At 63.0% G+C, this 16,279-nt stretch carries 16 protein-coding genes; 6 read left to right on the top strand and 10 right to left on the bottom strand.

Going from position 1 to position 16,279, the window contains the following annotated elements:
- Positions 1 to 12 precede the first annotated feature (12 nt).
- From ligD to AC5P60_RS02665, 4 genes are all read right to left on the bottom strand, one after another.
- Positions 13 to 2,556, bottom strand: coding sequence for a DNA ligase D (gene ligD, locus AC5P60_RS02650; RefSeq protein ID WP_224119375.1), 2,544 nt, complete (start codon positions 2,554 to 2,556; stop codon positions 13 to 15).
- A 12-nt stretch (positions 2,557 to 2,568) separates the two neighbouring features.
- Positions 2,569 to 2,745, bottom strand: coding sequence for a DUF3606 domain-containing protein (locus tag AC5P60_RS02655; RefSeq protein ID WP_064485349.1), 177 nt, complete (start codon positions 2,743 to 2,745; stop codon positions 2,569 to 2,571).
- An 18-nt stretch (positions 2,746 to 2,763) separates the two neighbouring features.
- Complete coding sequence (gene ku / locus AC5P60_RS02660) at positions 2,764 to 3,708, bottom strand: non-homologous end joining protein Ku (RefSeq protein ID WP_024957538.1); 945 nt, start codon at positions 3,706 to 3,708, stop codon at positions 2,764 to 2,766.
- Between the two features lie 84 nt (positions 3,709 to 3,792).
- On the bottom strand, positions 3,793 to 4,302 hold the full coding sequence (locus AC5P60_RS02665) for a ferritin-like domain-containing protein (protein WP_111007977.1): 510 nt from the start codon (positions 4,300 to 4,302) through the stop codon (positions 3,793 to 3,795).
- Between AC5P60_RS02665 and AC5P60_RS02670 the strand changes: the two genes are divergently transcribed.
- On the top strand, positions 4,301 to 6,298 hold the full coding sequence (locus tag AC5P60_RS02670) for a YbhB/YbcL family Raf kinase inhibitor-like protein (protein ID WP_224119374.1): 1,998 nt from the start codon (positions 4,301 to 4,303) through the stop codon (positions 6,296 to 6,298). The genes AC5P60_RS02665 and AC5P60_RS02670 overlap by 2 nt on opposite strands.
- A gap of 45 nt (positions 6,299 to 6,343) precedes the next feature.
- Here the strand turns inward: AC5P60_RS02670 and AC5P60_RS02675 are convergent, their stop codons facing one another.
- The gene (locus tag AC5P60_RS02675; RefSeq protein ID WP_033833396.1) at positions 6,344 to 6,721 is read right to left on the bottom strand and encodes a response regulator; all 378 of its coding nucleotides are present in this window, start codon (positions 6,719 to 6,721) and stop codon (positions 6,344 to 6,346) included.
- A 161-nt stretch (positions 6,722 to 6,882) separates the two neighbouring features.
- Between AC5P60_RS02675 and AC5P60_RS02680 the strand changes: the two genes are divergently transcribed.
- The gene (locus AC5P60_RS02680; RefSeq protein WP_224119373.1) at positions 6,883 to 8,025 is read left to right on the top strand and encodes a two-component system sensor histidine kinase NtrB; all 1,143 of its coding nucleotides are present in this window, start codon (positions 6,883 to 6,885) and stop codon (positions 8,023 to 8,025) included.
- A gap of 1 nt (position 8,026) precedes the next feature.
- The gene (locus AC5P60_RS02685; RefSeq protein ID WP_224119372.1) at positions 8,027 to 8,389 is read left to right on the top strand and encodes a response regulator; all 363 of its coding nucleotides are present in this window, start codon (positions 8,027 to 8,029) and stop codon (positions 8,387 to 8,389) included.
- A gap of 39 nt (positions 8,390 to 8,428) precedes the next feature.
- Here the strand turns inward: AC5P60_RS02685 and AC5P60_RS02690 are convergent, their stop codons facing one another.
- The 4 genes from AC5P60_RS02690 to AC5P60_RS02705 form a co-directional block, all read right to left on the bottom strand.
- A complete protein-coding gene (locus tag AC5P60_RS02690) occupies positions 8,429 to 8,881 on the bottom strand; it encodes a BLUF domain-containing protein (protein WP_224119371.1) in 453 nt (150 codons plus the stop codon).
- A 165-nt stretch (positions 8,882 to 9,046) separates the two neighbouring features.
- Positions 9,047 to 11,164: a fimbria/pilus outer membrane usher protein gene (locus tag AC5P60_RS02695; RefSeq protein ID WP_224119370.1), complete on the bottom strand. Its 2,118-nt coding sequence runs from the start codon at positions 11,162 to 11,164 to the stop codon at positions 9,047 to 9,049.
- Positions 11,165 to 11,257: 93 nt separating this feature from the next.
- Positions 11,258 to 11,914: a fimbrial biogenesis chaperone gene (locus tag AC5P60_RS02700; protein ID WP_024957530.1), complete on the bottom strand. Its 657-nt coding sequence runs from the start codon at positions 11,912 to 11,914 to the stop codon at positions 11,258 to 11,260.
- A 116-nt stretch (positions 11,915 to 12,030) separates the two neighbouring features.
- Entirely contained in the window at positions 12,031 to 12,528 is a 498-nt protein-coding gene (locus tag AC5P60_RS02705) for a Csu type fimbrial protein (RefSeq protein ID WP_077684466.1), read from the bottom strand.
- A 350-nt stretch (positions 12,529 to 12,878) separates the two neighbouring features.
- Between AC5P60_RS02705 and AC5P60_RS02710 the strand changes: the two genes are divergently transcribed.
- Entirely contained in the window at positions 12,879 to 13,151 is a 273-nt protein-coding gene (locus tag AC5P60_RS02710; RefSeq protein ID WP_322888679.1) for an HNH endonuclease, read from the top strand.
- 381 nt (positions 13,152 to 13,532) lie between these two features.
- On the opposite strand, the gene AC5P60_RS02715 is transcribed toward AC5P60_RS02710, so the two are convergent.
- Positions 13,533 to 14,036, bottom strand: a complete 504-nt coding sequence (locus tag AC5P60_RS02715) for an H-NS family nucleoid-associated regulatory protein (RefSeq protein ID WP_024957527.1) — start codon at positions 14,034 to 14,036, stop codon at positions 13,533 to 13,535.
- A 510-nt stretch (positions 14,037 to 14,546) separates the two neighbouring features.
- Here AC5P60_RS02715 and AC5P60_RS02720 point away from each other — a divergent pair.
- Both AC5P60_RS02720 and AC5P60_RS02725 read left to right on the top strand, forming a co-directional pair.
- Positions 14,547 to 15,275, top strand: a complete 729-nt coding sequence (locus AC5P60_RS02720; protein WP_024957526.1) for a VRR-NUC domain-containing protein — start codon at positions 14,547 to 14,549, stop codon at positions 15,273 to 15,275.
- Positions 15,276 to 15,475: 200 nt separating this feature from the next.
- The gene (locus tag AC5P60_RS02725) at positions 15,476 to 16,204 is read left to right on the top strand and encodes a hypothetical protein (protein ID WP_024957525.1); all 729 of its coding nucleotides are present in this window, start codon (positions 15,476 to 15,478) and stop codon (positions 16,202 to 16,204) included.
- Positions 16,205 to 16,279: the final 75 nt, after the last annotated feature.

Raw genomic sequence — 16,279 nt, forward strand, 5'->3', positions numbered from 1 at the left:
CGGGGATAGCGGTTAGTCGTTTCGGGCCCATTTCGACAAGTTCTGCTTCAACGCATCGATGCCGTCCCAGGGATCCTTGCGGCGACGTTTCAGCTTGCCCGGCACGTCCTTGATCGTGAACGCGTCAGCCCGTTTGAGGTTTGGCAGCTCGCTCCACGCCAGAGGCATCGCGACAGGCGCGCCCGGTCTACCCCGCAGGGAATACGACGCCACTGCGGTGGCACCTCGACCGTTACGCAGGTAGTCGACAAAGATCCGCTTGTTTCGAAGGGCTTTGGTGGCGGTGGCCAGGAAGCGCTGCGGTTCGGACTGCGCCAACGCGTCGGCGAAGCCTTTGGCGAAGCGCTTGGTCAGGTCCCAGTCGCACCCGGGATTCAAGGGCACCACGACATGAAGGCCCTTGCCTCCGGATACCCGCAGGAAGGACTCCAGCTCTAGTTGGGCCAGAAGCTTCCGGATATCAGTGGCAGCCTTTTTTACCTCCGCGAAAGGCACATCTGGGCCGGGGTCTAGATCGAATACCACCCGGTCGGCACGGTCAGGCTCCTCCGCGTGGCTTCCCCACGGATGGAACTCCAGGGCATTGAACTGGACCAGCTCCAGCAAGCTGGCCGCGTCGCGCACTACGAGGTAGTGGGCGTTGATGCCGCTGTCCTCCTTCAGCTTGACCGAGTCCACCAGCTCCAGCCCGGCGGTGTGGTGCTTTTGGAAGAAGCAAGGCTTGCCAGTGCCGGCGGGACAGCGAATGATCGACAAGGGCCGGTTGATCACCTCGGGCAGCAGGTGATCCATCACTGCCGAGTAGTAATCCCAAACGTCTTGCTTCGTATAGCCGTCGCCAGGGAAAAGGACCTTGCTCGGGGAGGACAGCTTGGGCGGCATGCGATCGGCTTGAGGCGTTGGGGCGGTCTTGCGGGCAGAAGACACCGCCGATGCCCGCTTCCCGCGGCCGCCCTTTACCGGGGCGCGGTCTGAGTCGGTCAGATCGGCCACGTCCTTGTCGGCCCTCACGGCTTTCAAGGAAGCCTGGCGCAGCAGTTGCTGTCCGCCGATTCCGCGATAGAACACCTCCACCACAAAGCGCGGCTCGAACCAAGTAGCGGCCCGGAGATCGGTGTCCTCCGTGGGCACGTAGGCCGTCGGCTTCTTGCCTCCCCCTTGGATCCTCTTGCTCACGTCCTTGACCAAGGCGTCGGAGAACCCGGTGCCCACCCGGCCCACGTAGAGCCAACCGTGTTCGGGATCAGGTTTGGCCAGAAGGAGCGAGCCAAAGCCGCTGCGGCTTCTTTTGGGGGCCGTATAGCCCACCACGGCGAACTCATCGCTGGCCAGCTGCTTCGTCTTGCGCCAGTCGTCGCTGCGGCCGGTGTGGTAGCCGCGATCGGCGCGCTTGGAAATGATGCCTTCGAAGTGCTGTTCGCCAGCTAGGCGGTAGGCCTCGTTGCCGTCGCCTTGGACGTGAGAGCTGAAGGCCAAATGGCCGGCTTGGCCCTCCAGCAGCTCCTGCAGGAGCGCCTTGCGCTCCAACAGAGGTGCTGCGGCCACGTCCACGCCATCGAGGTGCAGCAGGTCGAAGAGCGCGTAGGCCAGCGCGCCTTGCCGCTCCCCGGACAATGTCGCCTGGAGCAGGTTGAAGTCCTCCTTGGTGCCCGATCCGGCGATGAGTTCGCCATCCAACGCCGCAGAGGTAAGGCCCAACGCCGCCACGGCGTCGCGTATCTCGGGGATCTTGTCGGTCCACTCCAACGCGTTGCGGGACCAGAGCCGGACGGCCCCATCGGCGACCGTTGCGAGGATCCGATACCCGTCCCACTTGATCTCATGGACCCATTGGTCGCCCTGCGGCGGGGCCTCCCCCAGCTTGGCCAACTGGGGCTCGAAGGGGCCGGAAGGCGGAGCCGCCTCTTTCGCTTTGGGCAGGGCCAAGGCCTTCTTGGCCCAGTTCTTCCGTCGCGCACGCTTTGCAGGGAGGGCTTTGAGCTTCTTCTTGTCGGCTTTACCGCCGCCGGCCCTCCTGATGTCTGCCGTTGGGGCCGCCGACACATCGGCGAGCAGATCGTCCGCTTCCAGATCGCTCGCATACGCATCGTCGTCCTTGAACAACAGCCACTGCGGCTGACGGGCCGGTTTGCCGGACCGGACCAAGTGCCACCCGCCTTTGAGCTTGGTGCCGAACAGCTCGAATCGCAGGTGACCCTTGGCAAGTTGTGCCTCTGGGTCTCCTTGGGTGGCCCAAACGCCGTGATCAAACTGGGCCACGTGCCCACCGCCGTATTGCCCCTTGGGGATCTCGCCTTCGAAGCTAGCGTAGTCGACGGGATGGTCTTCCACTTCGACCGCCATCCGTTTGACCTTGGGGTCGTAGCTAGGGCCCTTGGGGACGGCCCAACTCTTCAGGGCGTCGCCGATTTGCAGCCGGAAGTCGTAGTGCCGGCGGCTGGCGTGGTGAAGTTGGACCACGAAAATGGCGCGCTGCCCTTGCGGCAGCGCTTTGCCAGGCTCGGGCTCGTTGGTCTGGTCAAAGCGGCGCTTGCGACGGTATTCGACCAAGGACATGACGGCGCCACGTTACTTGCCCAAGTGCTTGCGAACGGCCGCAGCGGTGGGGCCAACGGCTTTGACAGCGGCCCGGACCTGATCGACCGACACGCCCAGCGCCTTGGTCCAATACTGCAGCTCGTAGTCTTCGTTGACGTTGATGCGGTCGCGGTCCGGGCTGCCGGTGTTCTTCTTGTCGTCGCTCATGGGATTCTCCTTGGGTGATCAGGCGCTCTTTAGCGCCTTCTTGGCGGGGGCTTTCTTTGCGGCTTTCTTTGCTGGGGCCTTCTTTATGGCGGCCTTCTTGGCAGGCTTGCTGTCTTTGGTGGAGGACTTGGAGGCGGTCTTCACCGGCGTTGCTTTCGCCGGGGTGCGCTTGTTGGTTTCCAAGCTCTTCTGGAGCAGCGCCATGAAGTCCACCACGTTGGTCGCCGAGTCCTCGCGATGTTCCGGTTCCTCGAAGGTGGTCGTGGCTCCGGCCTGCTTCACCCGCTTCTTGATGATGTCGGACAGGCGCTCGCGGAACTCGTCCTGGTAGCTGTCCGGCTCCCACTCAGAGGTCATGCTCTCAATCAGCTGCTTGGCCATTTCGAGCTCTTTGGGCGCAACCCGGTAGTCCGACGCCCCCCCCTGCGGCAGTTTGTATTCGTCCGGAGCCACCAACTCCTGCGGGTAGCGAAGCAGGATCATGATCAACGCATCGCCTTCGGGCATCACCGCGCAAATGTATTCGCGCGTGCGGATGACCACCCTGGCGATGCCCACCTTGCCGGTTTCCTTCAGGGTCTCTCGGAGCAGGACATAGCCTTTTTCGGCCTTCTTGCCGGGCACCAAAATGTAGGGTTTTTCGAAGAACCTCAGCCCGATGCTCTCGGCGTCGACAAACGCCTCCACGTCGATGGATTCGTGCGTCTCGGGGGCGGCCGCGGCGATGTCTTCTTTCTCTATGACGACGTAGCTGCCCTTGTCGTATTCGAAGGCTTTGACGATGTCCTTCCAAGGCACTTCTTCGCCGGTTTCGGCGTTGACCCGCTCGTAGCGAATGGGCTTTTTGTTTCGTGCGTCCAACATGCGAAAGCTCAGATCCATGCGACGCTCGCCGGACATGAGGGACACAGGAACGTTGAGCAGCCCGAAGGACAACGAACCACTCCAGATGGGCCTGGGCATGCCAGCCGCCTCCAATCCTAGGGCCTTTCGTTGTAGGCCCGCCCGCGTCGGCCGGGCGTGAACCCGGCCGGCGCGGCGCAGCGGTTACTTTTTGGCTTCGACGCCCGGGGTGGCATCGCGCACCATGAACTCCTCGGTCACCTCGGGCAGGTGGGCCGCCAGCCAGTCGGCCATCGCCTCTTCCTGCACGAGGATTTCTTCGCAGATCCGGGCCGTTTCTGTATCGCCCACCGTCTTCGCTGCGGCGATCAGGGCCGTGTAGGAGGCGATCTCGAAATGCTCGAAGACGTAACCGGCCATCGCGCCTTTGACGATCTCGTCGGAGGCCGTCATGCCGCCGACGGCCTGACCGAAGGCTGCCATCTTGCCCATCACGTCCTTGAGGGTCGACGGCGAGCCGCCCAAGCGCTTGATGCACCCTTCCAGCCGTTCGCGCTGGCCAATGGTTTCCTGAATGTGCTCTTCAATGCGCGCCTTCAGCACTGGGTAGTGCTCGATCCGCGAAGCCTGCCCCTTCAGCATGGTTTCGGCTTGCTGTTCCATCGCGTGTGCGTCGCGCAGCCAGTCCAACAGGTTCTCTTTGAGCTCTGCCATGGATGTCCTCCTCTCGTGTCGGGCGAAGCCTTACCGTATCGAGGCTGGGATGCGGATCAAGCGATCCCCGAGTGAAGGCTTGGCGAACGCCGGAGCGTCCGAGACCGGCGATGTGTGGGCCTGGCGATCGATGGCCTTCGTGGTGAACGGCGCGCATGCAACGCATTCGCAGCCCATTGACCGCTCCCGCCCGATGCTGAACGCTCCTCAGCGCCAGGCCATCCTCATGACCCGTTCCGCGCTTTTGCTCGTCTTCTTGGCCCCCTCCCTCGCCTTGGCTCAGCAGGGGGACGGAACCGACGTCCAAGCCAACGTCCATACGTTCAAACCCGCCAAGGTAGATGCGACGCCCGAGCGCGTTCAGGCCCTGAAGGTGCCCAGCGGCTTCCAAGTGCGTCCCCTTGCGCAAGGCCTTCAGAATCCCCGGATCATCGCCGTGGCACCAGACGGGCGGATTTATGTCTCACGTCGAGATCAAGGCGACGTGCTGTTGCTGGAGGATGCCAATGAAGACGGAGCCTTGGACGCCGAACCGAAGGTGGTCTTCTCACGTCCAGGAGCGCACGGGCTGGCCATCGCCAACGGGCAGCTGTATGTCGCCACGGCCAACGACGTGTATCGCGCCCCCATACACCCGGACGGCACGTTGGGTCCCGAGGGACGGATCATCAACGACCTGCCCGATGGCGGTCAGCACCCCAACCGCACGCTGGCCTTTGGCCCCGATGGGATGCTCTACATCAGCGTGGGCTCGTCCTGTAACGCGTGCAACGAGACCAATCCCGAGCATGCGGCGCTGCTGAGGTCCTCGCCGGATGGCAAGAGCCGGTCCATCTTTGCCAGCGGCCTGCGGAACACCATCGGCTTTGCTTGGGACTCCAAAACGGGGGAGCTGTGGGGGATGGATCACGGCATCGACTACTTGGGCAACGATGAGCAGCCCGAGGAGCTCAACCGCATTCAGAAAGGAAAGAAGTATGGTTGGCCCCACATCTGGGGCAAGGACGGGGTGAATCCCCAGAGCACACCGCCAGGGCAGATCAGCAAACAGCAATGGGCGGCGACAAGCGAGCCCATGGTGCTCGGCTACACAGCCCACGCGGCCCCCATGCAGATGCTGTTCTACACCGGCCAGCAGTTTCCGGCAGCTTACCGGGGGGACGCCTTCGTGACGATGCGCGGTTCCTGGAACCGCAAGCCTGCGTCGGGCTACGAGGTGGTGCGGGTTCGTTTCAACGCCGGCAAGCCGGTCGGGTTTGAGCCCTTCTTGACCGGCTTCCTGGTCGACAACGGCCAGGCGCATATCGCAAGGCCCGTCGGTCTGGCGATGACGAAGGGCGGTGCACTTTTGGTCGGCGACGATGCCAACGGCGTCATCTACAGAGTGACTTACGGCCCAGGCCAAGCGTCCGCCTCCCCCGCGACCGCAGTGCCTAGCGGGCCCTTGATGGCCCAAGTCAATCAAGGCTCGGGCGTGCCGTTGGCCAAGGATCGGATCGGCAAAGCCGCCACGTTCGAGTTCCGCTCCCCGGCGTTTTCCTCGGGCCAAGCATTGCCTCCCCGCTTCAGCGCGTATCACGACGATGCATCGCCCGCTCTTTCTTGGAGCCCGATGCCTGGTGCCAAGTCCTATGCGCTGATCATGGAGGATCCGGATGCAGCCAACGTCAAACCCTTCGTTCACTGGGTCGCTTACAACATCCCAGCCACCGAGCAATCGCTGCCCGAGGGCCTGCCGGTCGATCCGCGGCTTCTGAAACCGGAGGGAATGCTGCAGGGGGCGAACAGCCGAGGATCGGTGGGCTATTTCGGCCCCAAACCGCCTGTGGGCGATCCACCGCACCATTACCACTTCCAGCTGTTGGCCTTGGACACCGTGCTTGATCTGAAGGCCGGCGCGACGCGGGACGAAGTGCTAAAGGCCGCGAAGGGCCACATTCTGGGCATGAGCAAGACTGTGGGAACCTACCAGCAGGTCGAGGCCCCGCTGAAATAAAAAAAGGGACCCGAAGGTCCCGACCGGCGCCCAAGGCCCGGAAACTCAGTGAACCTCCAGTTCGTGGCAAAGGGACTGGAGGGCGGCGGCGATCTCTTTCAGGCGGAACGGCTTTTCAAGGAAGGGCGTGCCTTTGAAGCGTTCGGGCAGCCGGCTGGCCCCAAGGCCGGTCGTAAACAGGAACGGCACCCCCAACTCGACCAAGCGATCGGCCACGGGGTAAGACTCGACCCCGTTTAAGTTGACGTCCAGCACCGCAACATCGAAGGCGGCTTCCTTGGCGCACGCCAAGGCTGTGGGCAAGTCTTCCGCCGTCTTGGAGACGTCGTAGCCGACTTGGGCAATGGCCTGCTCCAAGACCATCATGAGGGTGGGTTCGTCCTCTACAAGAAGAACCCTTACTGCTTTGCCGTCCAATCCCATGACTTTCTCCCTACAAGCGCTCTGAGTGGATGTGCCACGATTGAACAGTGTGGCCCGAGGGCTCGCCCGATTTGTGAAGAGGGCGTAAAAGGATGACGGCCGTCGCTCTTCTACACTGCGCACTCTGTCGCCCTTCGGTGGCCCTGCCGAGAGGATGACCTATGAACCAACCTGCGAAAGCGAAAATCGATTTGAGGGACGAGAGCCGGCAGTTTGCCCTGCTGGTGAACTCCGTCACCGACTACGCCCTTTACATGCTCGACCCCAGCGGGGTGATCCAGACCTGGAACCCGGGTGGGCAACGAATCAAGGGCTACCAGGCTGCCGACGTGGTCGGCACCAACTTTTCCCGCTTCTACCTGCCCGAGGAGGCCCAAGCCGGCCTACCAGAGCGAAACCTGCGGACCGCGGCCTTGGAGGGGCGCTATGTCGCCGAAGGCTGGCGGTTGCGCCAAGACGGAACGCGCTTTCGCGCCAGTGTGGTGATAGACCCCATCTGGGAAGACGGGGAACTGGTGGGGTTTGCCAAAATCACCCGCGACATCACCGAGCGCCACGAAGCGCAGGAGCAGCTGCTCCAAGCCCAGCGCGATCTCCTGCAGGCGCAGAAGATGGAGGCCATCGGTAAGTTCACGCTGGGCTTGGCCCATGATTTCAACAACCTGTTGACGATCGTGGCCAACTGCCTGGACCTCATCAGCCTGCGGGTCAAAGACGGGGGCGTGGCCAAGCTCATTGACACGGCGCAGCGAGCCGCTGAGCGCGGGGCCCTTCTGACTCGGCAGTTGCTGACCTTTGGCAAGGGCCAAACCCTGGTGCCAGAGGCCGTCGATTTGGCCGCCTTGATGGCCGAATGCGAAGCGCTGCTGCGCCGCTCTGCCGGCGACGCGATCGCATTGACGGTCGAGGTTTCTCGAGGCCTTCCGACCTTGTCGCTGGACAAAGCACAGCTGGAGGCCGCAATCCTTAACCTGGTGTGCAACAGCCGCGATGCCATGCCGAAGGGCGGAACGATCCTCATCACGGCCTCTGCGCGGCAAACCCGCGATCCTACGTTGCCCAACGCCAGTGAAAGCCCTTACATCTGCTTGAGCGTCCGAGACGACGGTGCAGGGATTGAGGCGGACCAGCAGGCCAGGGTATTTGAACCGTTTTTCACTACCAAACCCATTGGAAGGGGCAGCGGGCTGGGCTTGAGCCAAGTGTTTGGCTTCACGGCCCAGTCCGGCGGGTTCACCGAGCTCCAGAGCGAGCTTGGGAAGGGAACCCGCGTCAGCCTTTGCTTCCCCGCACCAGAGCATTGAGATGCCGATCCACGTGTTGTTTGTTGAAGACGAAGACGATCTCCGCAGCGTCGTCGTCGAGGCCCTGACCTCTCAGGGCTTCCAAGTCACTCCCGCCAACAACGGGGACGAGGCCCTCGTCCTCCTGCGCGGCAGCGCCAAGTTCGCGGTGGTAGTGACCGACTTCAACATGCCGGACAGCGCCGACGGGCTGGAGGTCGCGGCGGAAGCCGCGGTTGCTCAACCCCAGGCCCGCGTCATGCTCGCGTCTGGCCTTCAACGCTCGCAGCTGCCCCCGCTGCCCGAGAAGGTTCGATTTCTCCCGAAGCCTTACCGCTTCCGACAGCTTGTTACGGCGATCCACGAAGACTTGGGCTGCACGTAGAGGTCGGAGTCCTTGCGCGGCCTGGCGGTCGCCAACAACTCACTTCCCCACCAGTGCGCGCCTGCTCACCAGAAACATCAAACGGTCGATCGCGGTTGCGTTCAATGCTTCTCCGTCGCCCCGCACCTTGAAGCCGGCCCAATCGCCCACCGCGACCTCGCTCAGCTCCTTGACTTCCACTGGCAACCAGCGCATGGGCCAGTAAGGCAAGCGGCGATCCGTGATCGTCCCTCTTTGCAGCTCGATCAGATCGTGATGGCTCGAGGCTCCGAGCACCCTAGAGAACGCCACGTCCAACCCGTCCGGGGGGCCCTCCAAGTATTGGACGAAGCGCGTCCCGTCGAACAAGAGCACCCCACTGACACCTGCGTCCCGGTTAAATCGAGTTGCGTCGTCGACCAGCTCCTGGAGCTTGCCGCTCCGGAGGCCAAGCAGATCGCCGCGCAACGCGTCGGATGCCTCGCTGACATACACCACGGCCCTGATGGGCATTGGGCGCTCCTTCTCAACTGGTCTGGCCGTCCCCCCTTCCACGGAATGTAGTCGTGCCTCGGCGTTTAGGCAATGGCGCAGACTAGAGGTCGAAGGTTTTCCAAGTGATTGCTGGTAAGGACGGGGATCGTCTGGTCCGCCCACCCGCGAAGGGGATCCGGACGCTTAGTCGCACCTCACCTCCGCCACAACCCCAATGCCCGGCAGTGGCGACGGCAACACGGCTTTGCACACGCCGGACACCTCGACGGCCATCCCCGGCTCGGGGTGCTCCAAGTAGAGCGCTCCGTCGTAGCCCACCATGGCTTGTTCGTTCAGCGTAGATGCCAGGGTGCCCGGCGCGATGCGGGCCCCTGTCAGGGTGAAGGCCCGGGCGTTCTGCGTCAGCACGGGGAAGGTCACCCGCACACCGCCTTGGCGGGGCGCCACGGATTGCTTTTCGGTCTCCCCGATCTCCACGCCCACCGGCAGCTCCTTGTCCTTGAGGCTGACGGTGGTGGGTAGCAGGGAGGGAACGTCGGTCACCAACACGCGGCCTTGCTTGTTGGTCTGGCCGACCGGCGCTCCGTTGACCCGCACCGGCAAGCCCGCCTGGCCCGGCACATCCACCACGGCGAAGCTGGCGTAGGCGGGTCGCCCGAAGGCCACGCCGCGGTGGTCCAGGAACACGGCGCCGGAGAAGTTGGCCGCCACCTGGGTTTGCCCGTCGTAGTGGTCCACCATGATCCGGGCGTCGCCGTAACGCGTCATGGCATCCGCCGTGGCCCGGGTGCTGCCCTGATCGCCCTCGGTGTGCTCTGCCGCCAAGCGAAGGCCGCCCTCGGTGCGGTAGGTCGCTCGGGTGGTCAGGGCATCCTGGCCTGGGGCCTGGCGGGCCCGAACGCCCACGCTGGCCTTGCTGCCGAAGCGGTAGGTGTAGCTGGCGGACACTTGAAGATCGTCGCCTTGGAGGTCTCGGAGCACGTTGGCGGACACCTGGCCTGCAGTGCCCAGGTTCGCGCTCACGCCCAAGGAAGCGAAGGCCAGGCTGGAGCGCCCCGTGTCGATGGCACTGTAGATGCCACGCACAGTGAAGCGGCGATCCGGGCGGTAGAACACGGAGGCTTGGGTGCGCGAGGCAATGGGTGTGGCGTAGGTGCTCTGCAGGCGCCAGAAGCCTTCGTTCTCTTCGTGTTCCAATCGAACGCCCAGCTTGGGGCCGCGGTAGTCGTAGCTGGCCGCCCAGCGCGTTCCACCTTGGCTTGAGCGGCCCACCTCGCCATCGAAAACGCCCCAAGTGCCCGGGGCCCAGGTGGAACCCACGGTGACGTTGCCCTTGCCGTTCTCGTCCACCTGACCACCGGCTCGGATGGTCCAGCGGTCGTTGACGCCCTTGGCCCACGACGCGCTGACGCCGGCCGTGCCGTAGCGGTTTTCGTCTTCGCGGACTTGTCCCGCCGCGATTTCCCACGCGGAGAGCCCGGGACGCAGCAGGGTTGGGGCCACGTAGAGCCGTGCAGTGGAAACGGCGGTTTCCCGGCCGTAGGCGTCACGCACCACTACATCCGTTTGGCTGGCCCCCAGGGCCACGTTTCGACCGTCCACGGTGAAGGGGCCGGCCTTGACGTCTTGGCGTGTGATTTCGGCCTGGTTGGACAGGACCTTGACCTGCCCCGGATCCAACGCGATGCCCCCCAAGGTCGGGACGGGCCACGTCGGCGTGAGCGGATCCAGTGCTGCCGGGTCCTTCGCGAGTCGAATGCCGCCCAGCGCCACGGGGCCGATGCGGGGCGTGGCGTAGACATCGCCGGCTTGCCAAGTCCGTTGGCGCGGCAGGTCGTCTTTCTGCCAAGCGGTCATGCCGCGGCGCATGCCAAACCCGTTGGGGGATTGGTTGAGCTGCCCGGTGGTGGAGACCGCGCCCCAACGCCCTCCGGTGCGCGCGTCCAGTGCCAACGACGTGGCTTGTCGGCCGCCTGCAATCTGGGTGGCGATGTTGTAGTTGACCAGCACGCCCCCGATGGCGGGCGACACCTGAGAAACCGGGGGGCCGTGCTGGCTGAGCTGCTGGGCTGGCTTGCGATCGGCGGGAATGGTGAGCTGGACGGTCGCGTTCTCGGGGTTATAAACCACGGTCACGCCCAAGGCTTGGTCGGTCAAGTCCTGCCCCTCCTCGCCCGGGCGCAGGGTCACGCCGAGCTGCTGCCAAGTCGTGGATTCGGCCACCCAAGCCCCGTTCTGCTGCCAGAGCACCACGGGGTCCTTGGCGGGCTGGCCGTTGGCCAGGATGGGCGCTGCAAGCACGGGTTCCACCCCGTCTGGGATGGCCGCGTGCGCGGTGCCGATGGACAGGGCCAGCGCGAGGCCCAGGACGCTTCCCCGCCGCACGTGTCGCCCTCAGTTCACGGGGACGACGACGGGAGCCCCGTTGACCGTGATTGAGAGCGTGGACGCCTTGAGACCAGGCTTGAGCTCCACGTGCTTGCTCTGCCCCGGCAATACCCATCCCAACGCCCCTTCGCGCCATGCCGGCATGCCTTGAGGACCGACGGCGATCAGGCGCGCGGCGGTCGAACCGGTGTTGGTCAGCAGAAGGCCGTCGGCGGTGAAGCGGGCCGTGAGCACCGGAGGACCGGCCTTGGCGTCTTCAAACCCCACCGGCAGGTTCTGGTGGATCAACAACTGCACCTGGCCCGCCGTGGACGGCTGGGGCAACTGGCGCAGCAGCACGCGGTAGTAGCCCGGCGTGCCGATGCCTTGGGTGCGCACCAACCGCACGGCCCGGCGGGACCCAGGCGGGATTTCGACAATGGACGGTGCCGCGATCACCGCCTTGGCGGGGCCGGTCACGTCCTGCCCGCTGGGATCTTGGGACCAGTCCAGCACCGTCACCTGAAAGCGCTCGGGGGTTTCCCCATGGTTTTCCAAGGTCAACGCCCCTGCCTTTTCTCCAGCCGGGGCCACGATGCTTGTGGGAAATAGCGACACGTTGCCCGCCCACGCAGGCACGGCGAACAATGAGCACAACGAAACGGCCAACAAACGCTTCAACATCACTCCTCCAAACCGATCACCTCCTTTGATCCAACCAAAACATTCAAAGTTGTCAACCCACCCCCAAAAGAAAACCCCCGAGGATTTCCGGGGGCTTTAAGGGAAACGGTTGAGGATCAATAAGTCAGGGTTACGGCGATGGTGTCGGAGAAGGTTCCACCGGGCACCTTGTTCAAATCGTAGAAGGCATAACCGATGCCGATCATCTGCTGCTCACCGGTTCCCACGCCCTCCCAAGCATCGGCCCCACTGCCCCACACTTGGCTGGCACCGGGATCTTTGAAGAGGCCGTAGGCGACGAAGTTTCCGGCCCCATCGGACACGGCGCGGTGATTGGGACGAGCAATCGCGGCGCCGTAGTTCAACCCGTCGCCGGGCACGATGCTGAAGGCGGTGCCTTGGTTGCAGCGAACCAGCAACGCGCCGTTGGAATAACCCTGCGTGCCGGACGCCAAACCGTTGTATTCACCGCCGCCCAGCTGGGTCACGAGCAGGCTGCACTCGTTGTTCACGGTCGCAGAAATCATCAAGTCTTCGGTGACGTCGGCGGCGGAGGCCGAAGCGGCAGAAAACGCGGCCATCAAGGCCAGAGAAAAAGAAAGGGTCTTGCGCATGAAAAATCCTCCTCGGATTTAGGGAAAGGGAAAGTGGCCCGGATTGGGCTTGCTTCACCAATACTCGATAAATCTATTTCCGCAAGAGGATCGGGCAACAAGAGTTGCAGGGGCCAACCCAAGCGCTTGCACCGAGGGCACGAGTGAGCTAAAAAGCAATCGCCGGTCGCAGAAGCGTCGGTGTTGTGCCCGCATAGCCAATAGGCTCCGGGTGCCCGAGGTCCACCCAATGGGGGCGCGGGAATCTTTTTTCGATTCCGGAGCCATCCATGACGACCAAACGCCGCAAATCCCTCCGCACGTCTGCCTTCCATGCCCAGTTCGGCCGCTGCTACTACTGCGGCCTGCCGATGTGGCTCGCAGCTCCTTCAGAGCTCGGGCTGAAGCCCAGCAAGGCTCGAGCCTTTCAATGCACCGCGGAGCACCTGGTCGCCCAGCAGGATGGGGGCCGAGACGTATCCGGGAATGTGGTGGCCGCGCATGCCCGATGCAACCAGTGCAGGCACAAGCGAACGGGACCAGCTCCCTCCCCTGAAGCGTTCCGGGCCTTGGTTCAGAAGCGGCTGGCAGTGGGAAGATGGTGGTCCAGACTGCCGCCAGGGATTGCGCATGCTCCTGTATGACCTCATCAAGCTCTACGAACCCTCGTTTGAGCCGGCTCGCACCTCTTGAAGGCGCAGGGACAGCTTGCTGGCAGACACCTTCCCTCAACCACTCCCTCGCGCCTCGCGGACAACCGCCAGGGCCATGACCACGGCTTGGAGGAGATCCGATTTCGTCCGCCCCTGCTCGCTCCCATCGCTCGGAAGGGCGGTCAATGCAGCGACCGCGTCCTTCCCTGACAAGTATTGGACGCACGTCAAGGCGGACCAGTGAAGCCCAAACTCGGTGCGCAGTCGCGTTCCAGCCTCCCCTTGCAAGAGCGTCCCGTCGGCCATTTCGAGCAACACGTGTGCAGCGGCCAACGCCTTGGCACGGGCATTCGCAGGGTCTTTGTGCAGGGATTAAGCTGCCGGCTTCGCCTTGGCCTTCTTGGCAGGTTTCCGAATCGGCTTTGCCTTCTTGGCGACCTTGCCCACCTTCGCAGCTCCCTTAGCCGCGGCCTTCTTCACCTTGCCAGCGGCGGGCGGGAACTTGGCCCCAGGGTTGGCCTGCGCCCACGCCTTGCCTTCGGCCGACTTGGCCCATGCCGTGAAAGCCTTGGGTGCCAGCCCTCGGCCTGCCCAGGTCTCTCCCGTCGGGAGTCGATACTTGGGGGCGACTTTGCCGAGCTTTCGGCCCTTCAGCGGCCCCACAGAAGGTTTCGGGGAACGCGCCGGCTTGACGTCAATGGCCTCGCCAATGAGCTTGGCAACCTGGCGACGCTGGGCGGGGCTGAGAACCTTCGCATACTTCTGAAGCACCGCAATCGCCTTGGGCACCTCACCATCGCGCTTTTCAACCAGCCGCTTTTGGGCTTCGAGGTGCTTGATTTCTGCGTTGATCGACTGAAGAGTGGTCAAGGCCAAGGCAAATACTCCGTTGAGGGCAGGCAAGGGTTATAGCCCATCGGCGGAGCCAGGGCCAACGCAGGACGCGCCCTTCGGCCAACTTCCATCCACCGAAACCAGCCTCGTGCGGCAGATCAGCGTGCGTCCGGCCTCGACGCTCTTGGTCAAAAAGCTTTAGAAGAAGACCCCTAGCGGTCGGGTGGACTGGATTCAGGCGTGTTAGCTGGTCATCGAAACGGCCATCGAGCCCCTCCCGTAGCGCTGGGCGATCGCCAGGCTGCCTGCCTTGCATTCGAGACTCGTCGAGTTGCCCCGCGGCGTCGCGGTGCCGACTTGGACGGATGCCTTATTCACCTCCTCATATTTGGCGATAACGGGTGGGCATACGGCGAATAGTGCAGCGACGAGCCAAAACTTCTTTCAATCTCATGATCAATCCCCCTGCTAACCGTCGCCCGGCGGCGCTCACACCTTCAGCGCTGGTCGGGATAGGCATTTCCAATCGTCACCCCTGAGCTAAGATGAGACATGATCACGGTCCGACAGCGAAATGCCGAAAAGGCGGGGTTTGGATACGAGAAGGTCCGCCTGAAATGCGGCCCCGGCCCGAAACAGTGGATGTGCCCACAAATGAGCCAGCCGCTTTCGGTCGAAAAGGCGGCCCTGTCCCACTTCGCCCAGCAAGGATGGCGAGGGTTCAGCGGCGAAGGCGGCCTTTTGCTGACCCTCATCAAAGCCATGTCGTTCCAGAACCTTGGATACGACGAGCGCACGCGCTACGTCGAGGCGCTCTATACGCTGGCCGCAGAACCATCCTACGGACGATCCTACACCGTTGCCGAGTTGCTCACGAATCTGGCCCGCGCAACCGCCGGTCAAGTGGCGGCTAACTTTGACCAAATGGCGTCTCGGGGTCCACACATAGAGCAAACGGCGTGGGGGCATTCGTCCGACACCTCGTCAGTTCTCGATGTGTTTCCCGGCCTGGAGCGCTGGATGCTATTGGAACTGTTTGAAGTTGCCGGCTCTGATTTGCTTCACCGCATTGCCACCATTTTCGCCTCTAACCCCTACGAATACCGCCGCGGCTGGCCGGACATCACGATGTGGAGGGAACGGCAGCTCCGCTTCGTGGAGGTCAAAGCTCCTGGCGACTCGCTGGGCAAGAGTCAGAAAGTCATTGCCCAAACCTTCGCCGTCCCATTGGGCCTGGACTTCACGCTCCTTGATGTCGTGGTGCCACCAGCGGTGCCCTAGCCCACAGCATTGACGCTCGCGCGCGAAACCAGGCCGCAGCACTCTCCCGCCGACTTTGGCTCGCCAAGGAAGAGTTCGCGGGCGCGGCATGGCGGCCAAAGGGCAAGCAAGCCCATCCGGAAACCGGCTTGGTCGGTCAAGCAGGATGCATTGTGTCCGGCATAAACTACGAGGTGTGACCAGCTAGTTAGGGTGAATGGATGAACCAGGTTAGGAAGCGATGGAATAACGACGAAACGCGTGGACAGGTCGAACGAATCTTTGGCCGCGATCAGTTAGAGAAGGTGCGTTCTTGCCTACAGGCACTCAATGAGCGCATTTACTTCAGCGAATACCACTACAGGCAAGCCAACTATTTCATCAAGAAGCCGATGGAAGGCCGAACCAGCGATGAGGCCATGTTGGTTTTTTTGGGCGTATTTGACGAAGACGACGAGCCCGGGGCCTGGGAACACTTTCGCTTTTCCCACGCCCATGCATTTGCTTGCGTCCAGAACCTTCACTCTCTCCCCGACCACTTGGCCTACTTCGCCTACTGGGCATTAGGAATGGACTTGGATGAAAAAACTCGTATCCAGCGCTTGCGAGACATCACCCGAAAGGAGGTGAACAGACGCCTTCCTGAGCCACTGAAAGAGGTCTACAGCCAACTCGTTGCGGACGAAAGTTTCGTCTACATCGATGACCTCAACAACCATTCCAAGCATCGATCCTTGATCAAAGTTTCCTATCAAACGAAGTTTGAGATAGATCAGGTAAAGGAACATGGCTTGCAGTTCGGCGAGTTCACCTTCGGAGACAGATCCTATCCCGCCCGCTGGGTGCTGGAGACGCTGCGAAAAGAACATAACCGTCAAAGCAAGTTCATCGTGGCGTTCGGCAACGAACTGAACGCCACGCTCCAAGCCATGCCGGCACGGGTTGGCTAAACTCACATTCGCCCTGCCAGACTAACGATGGTCATGCCGCCCAGCGCGCTTGCGAGAAGCTCCGCGAGCGCTCCG

It is taken from the genome of Stenotrophomonas sp. YJH_SMC_120 (genome assembly GCF_059368675.1).

What these genes read in the sequence shown, in the direction of transcription:
- ligD (WP_224119375.1), bottom strand. Translation starts at nt 2,556, where the DNA reads ATGTCCTTGGTCGAATACCGTCGCAAGCGCCGCTTTGACCAGACCAAC.
- AC5P60_RS02655 (WP_064485349.1), bottom strand. Translation starts at nt 2,745, where the DNA reads ATGAGCGACGACAAGAAGAACACCGGCAGCCCGGACCGCGACCGCATC.
- ku (WP_024957538.1), bottom strand. Translation starts at nt 3,708, where the DNA reads ATGCCCAGGCCCATCTGGAGTGGTTCGTTGTCCTTCGGGCTGCTCAAC.
- AC5P60_RS02670 (WP_224119374.1), top strand. Translation starts at nt 4,301, where the DNA reads ATGGATGTCCTCCTCTCGTGTCGGGCGAAGCCTTACCGTATCGAGGCT.
- AC5P60_RS02665 (WP_111007977.1), bottom strand. Translation starts at nt 4,302, where the DNA reads ATGGCAGAGCTCAAAGAGAACCTGTTGGACTGGCTGCGCGACGCACAC.
- AC5P60_RS02675 (WP_033833396.1), bottom strand. Translation starts at nt 6,721, where the DNA reads ATGGGATTGGACGGCAAAGCAGTAAGGGTTCTTCTTGTAGAGGACGAA.
- AC5P60_RS02680 (WP_224119373.1), top strand. Translation starts at nt 6,883, where the DNA reads ATGAACCAACCTGCGAAAGCGAAAATCGATTTGAGGGACGAGAGCCGG.
- AC5P60_RS02685 (WP_224119372.1), top strand. Translation starts at nt 8,027, where the DNA reads ATGCCGATCCACGTGTTGTTTGTTGAAGACGAAGACGATCTCCGCAGC.
- AC5P60_RS02690 (WP_224119371.1), bottom strand. Translation starts at nt 8,881, where the DNA reads ATGCCCATCAGGGCCGTGGTGTATGTCAGCGAGGCATCCGACGCGTTG.
- AC5P60_RS02700 (WP_024957530.1), bottom strand. Translation starts at nt 11,914, where the DNA reads ATGTTGAAGCGTTTGTTGGCCGTTTCGTTGTGCTCATTGTTCGCCGTG.
- AC5P60_RS02705 (WP_077684466.1), bottom strand. Translation starts at nt 12,528, where the DNA reads ATGCGCAAGACCCTTTCTTTTTCTCTGGCCTTGATGGCCGCGTTTTCT.
- AC5P60_RS02710 (WP_322888679.1), top strand. Translation starts at nt 12,879, where the DNA reads ATGTGGCTCGCAGCTCCTTCAGAGCTCGGGCTGAAGCCCAGCAAGGCT.
- AC5P60_RS02720 (WP_024957526.1), top strand. Translation starts at nt 14,547, where the DNA reads ATGATCACGGTCCGACAGCGAAATGCCGAAAAGGCGGGGTTTGGATAC.
- AC5P60_RS02725 (WP_024957525.1), top strand. Translation starts at nt 15,476, where the DNA reads ATGAACCAGGTTAGGAAGCGATGGAATAACGACGAAACGCGTGGACAG.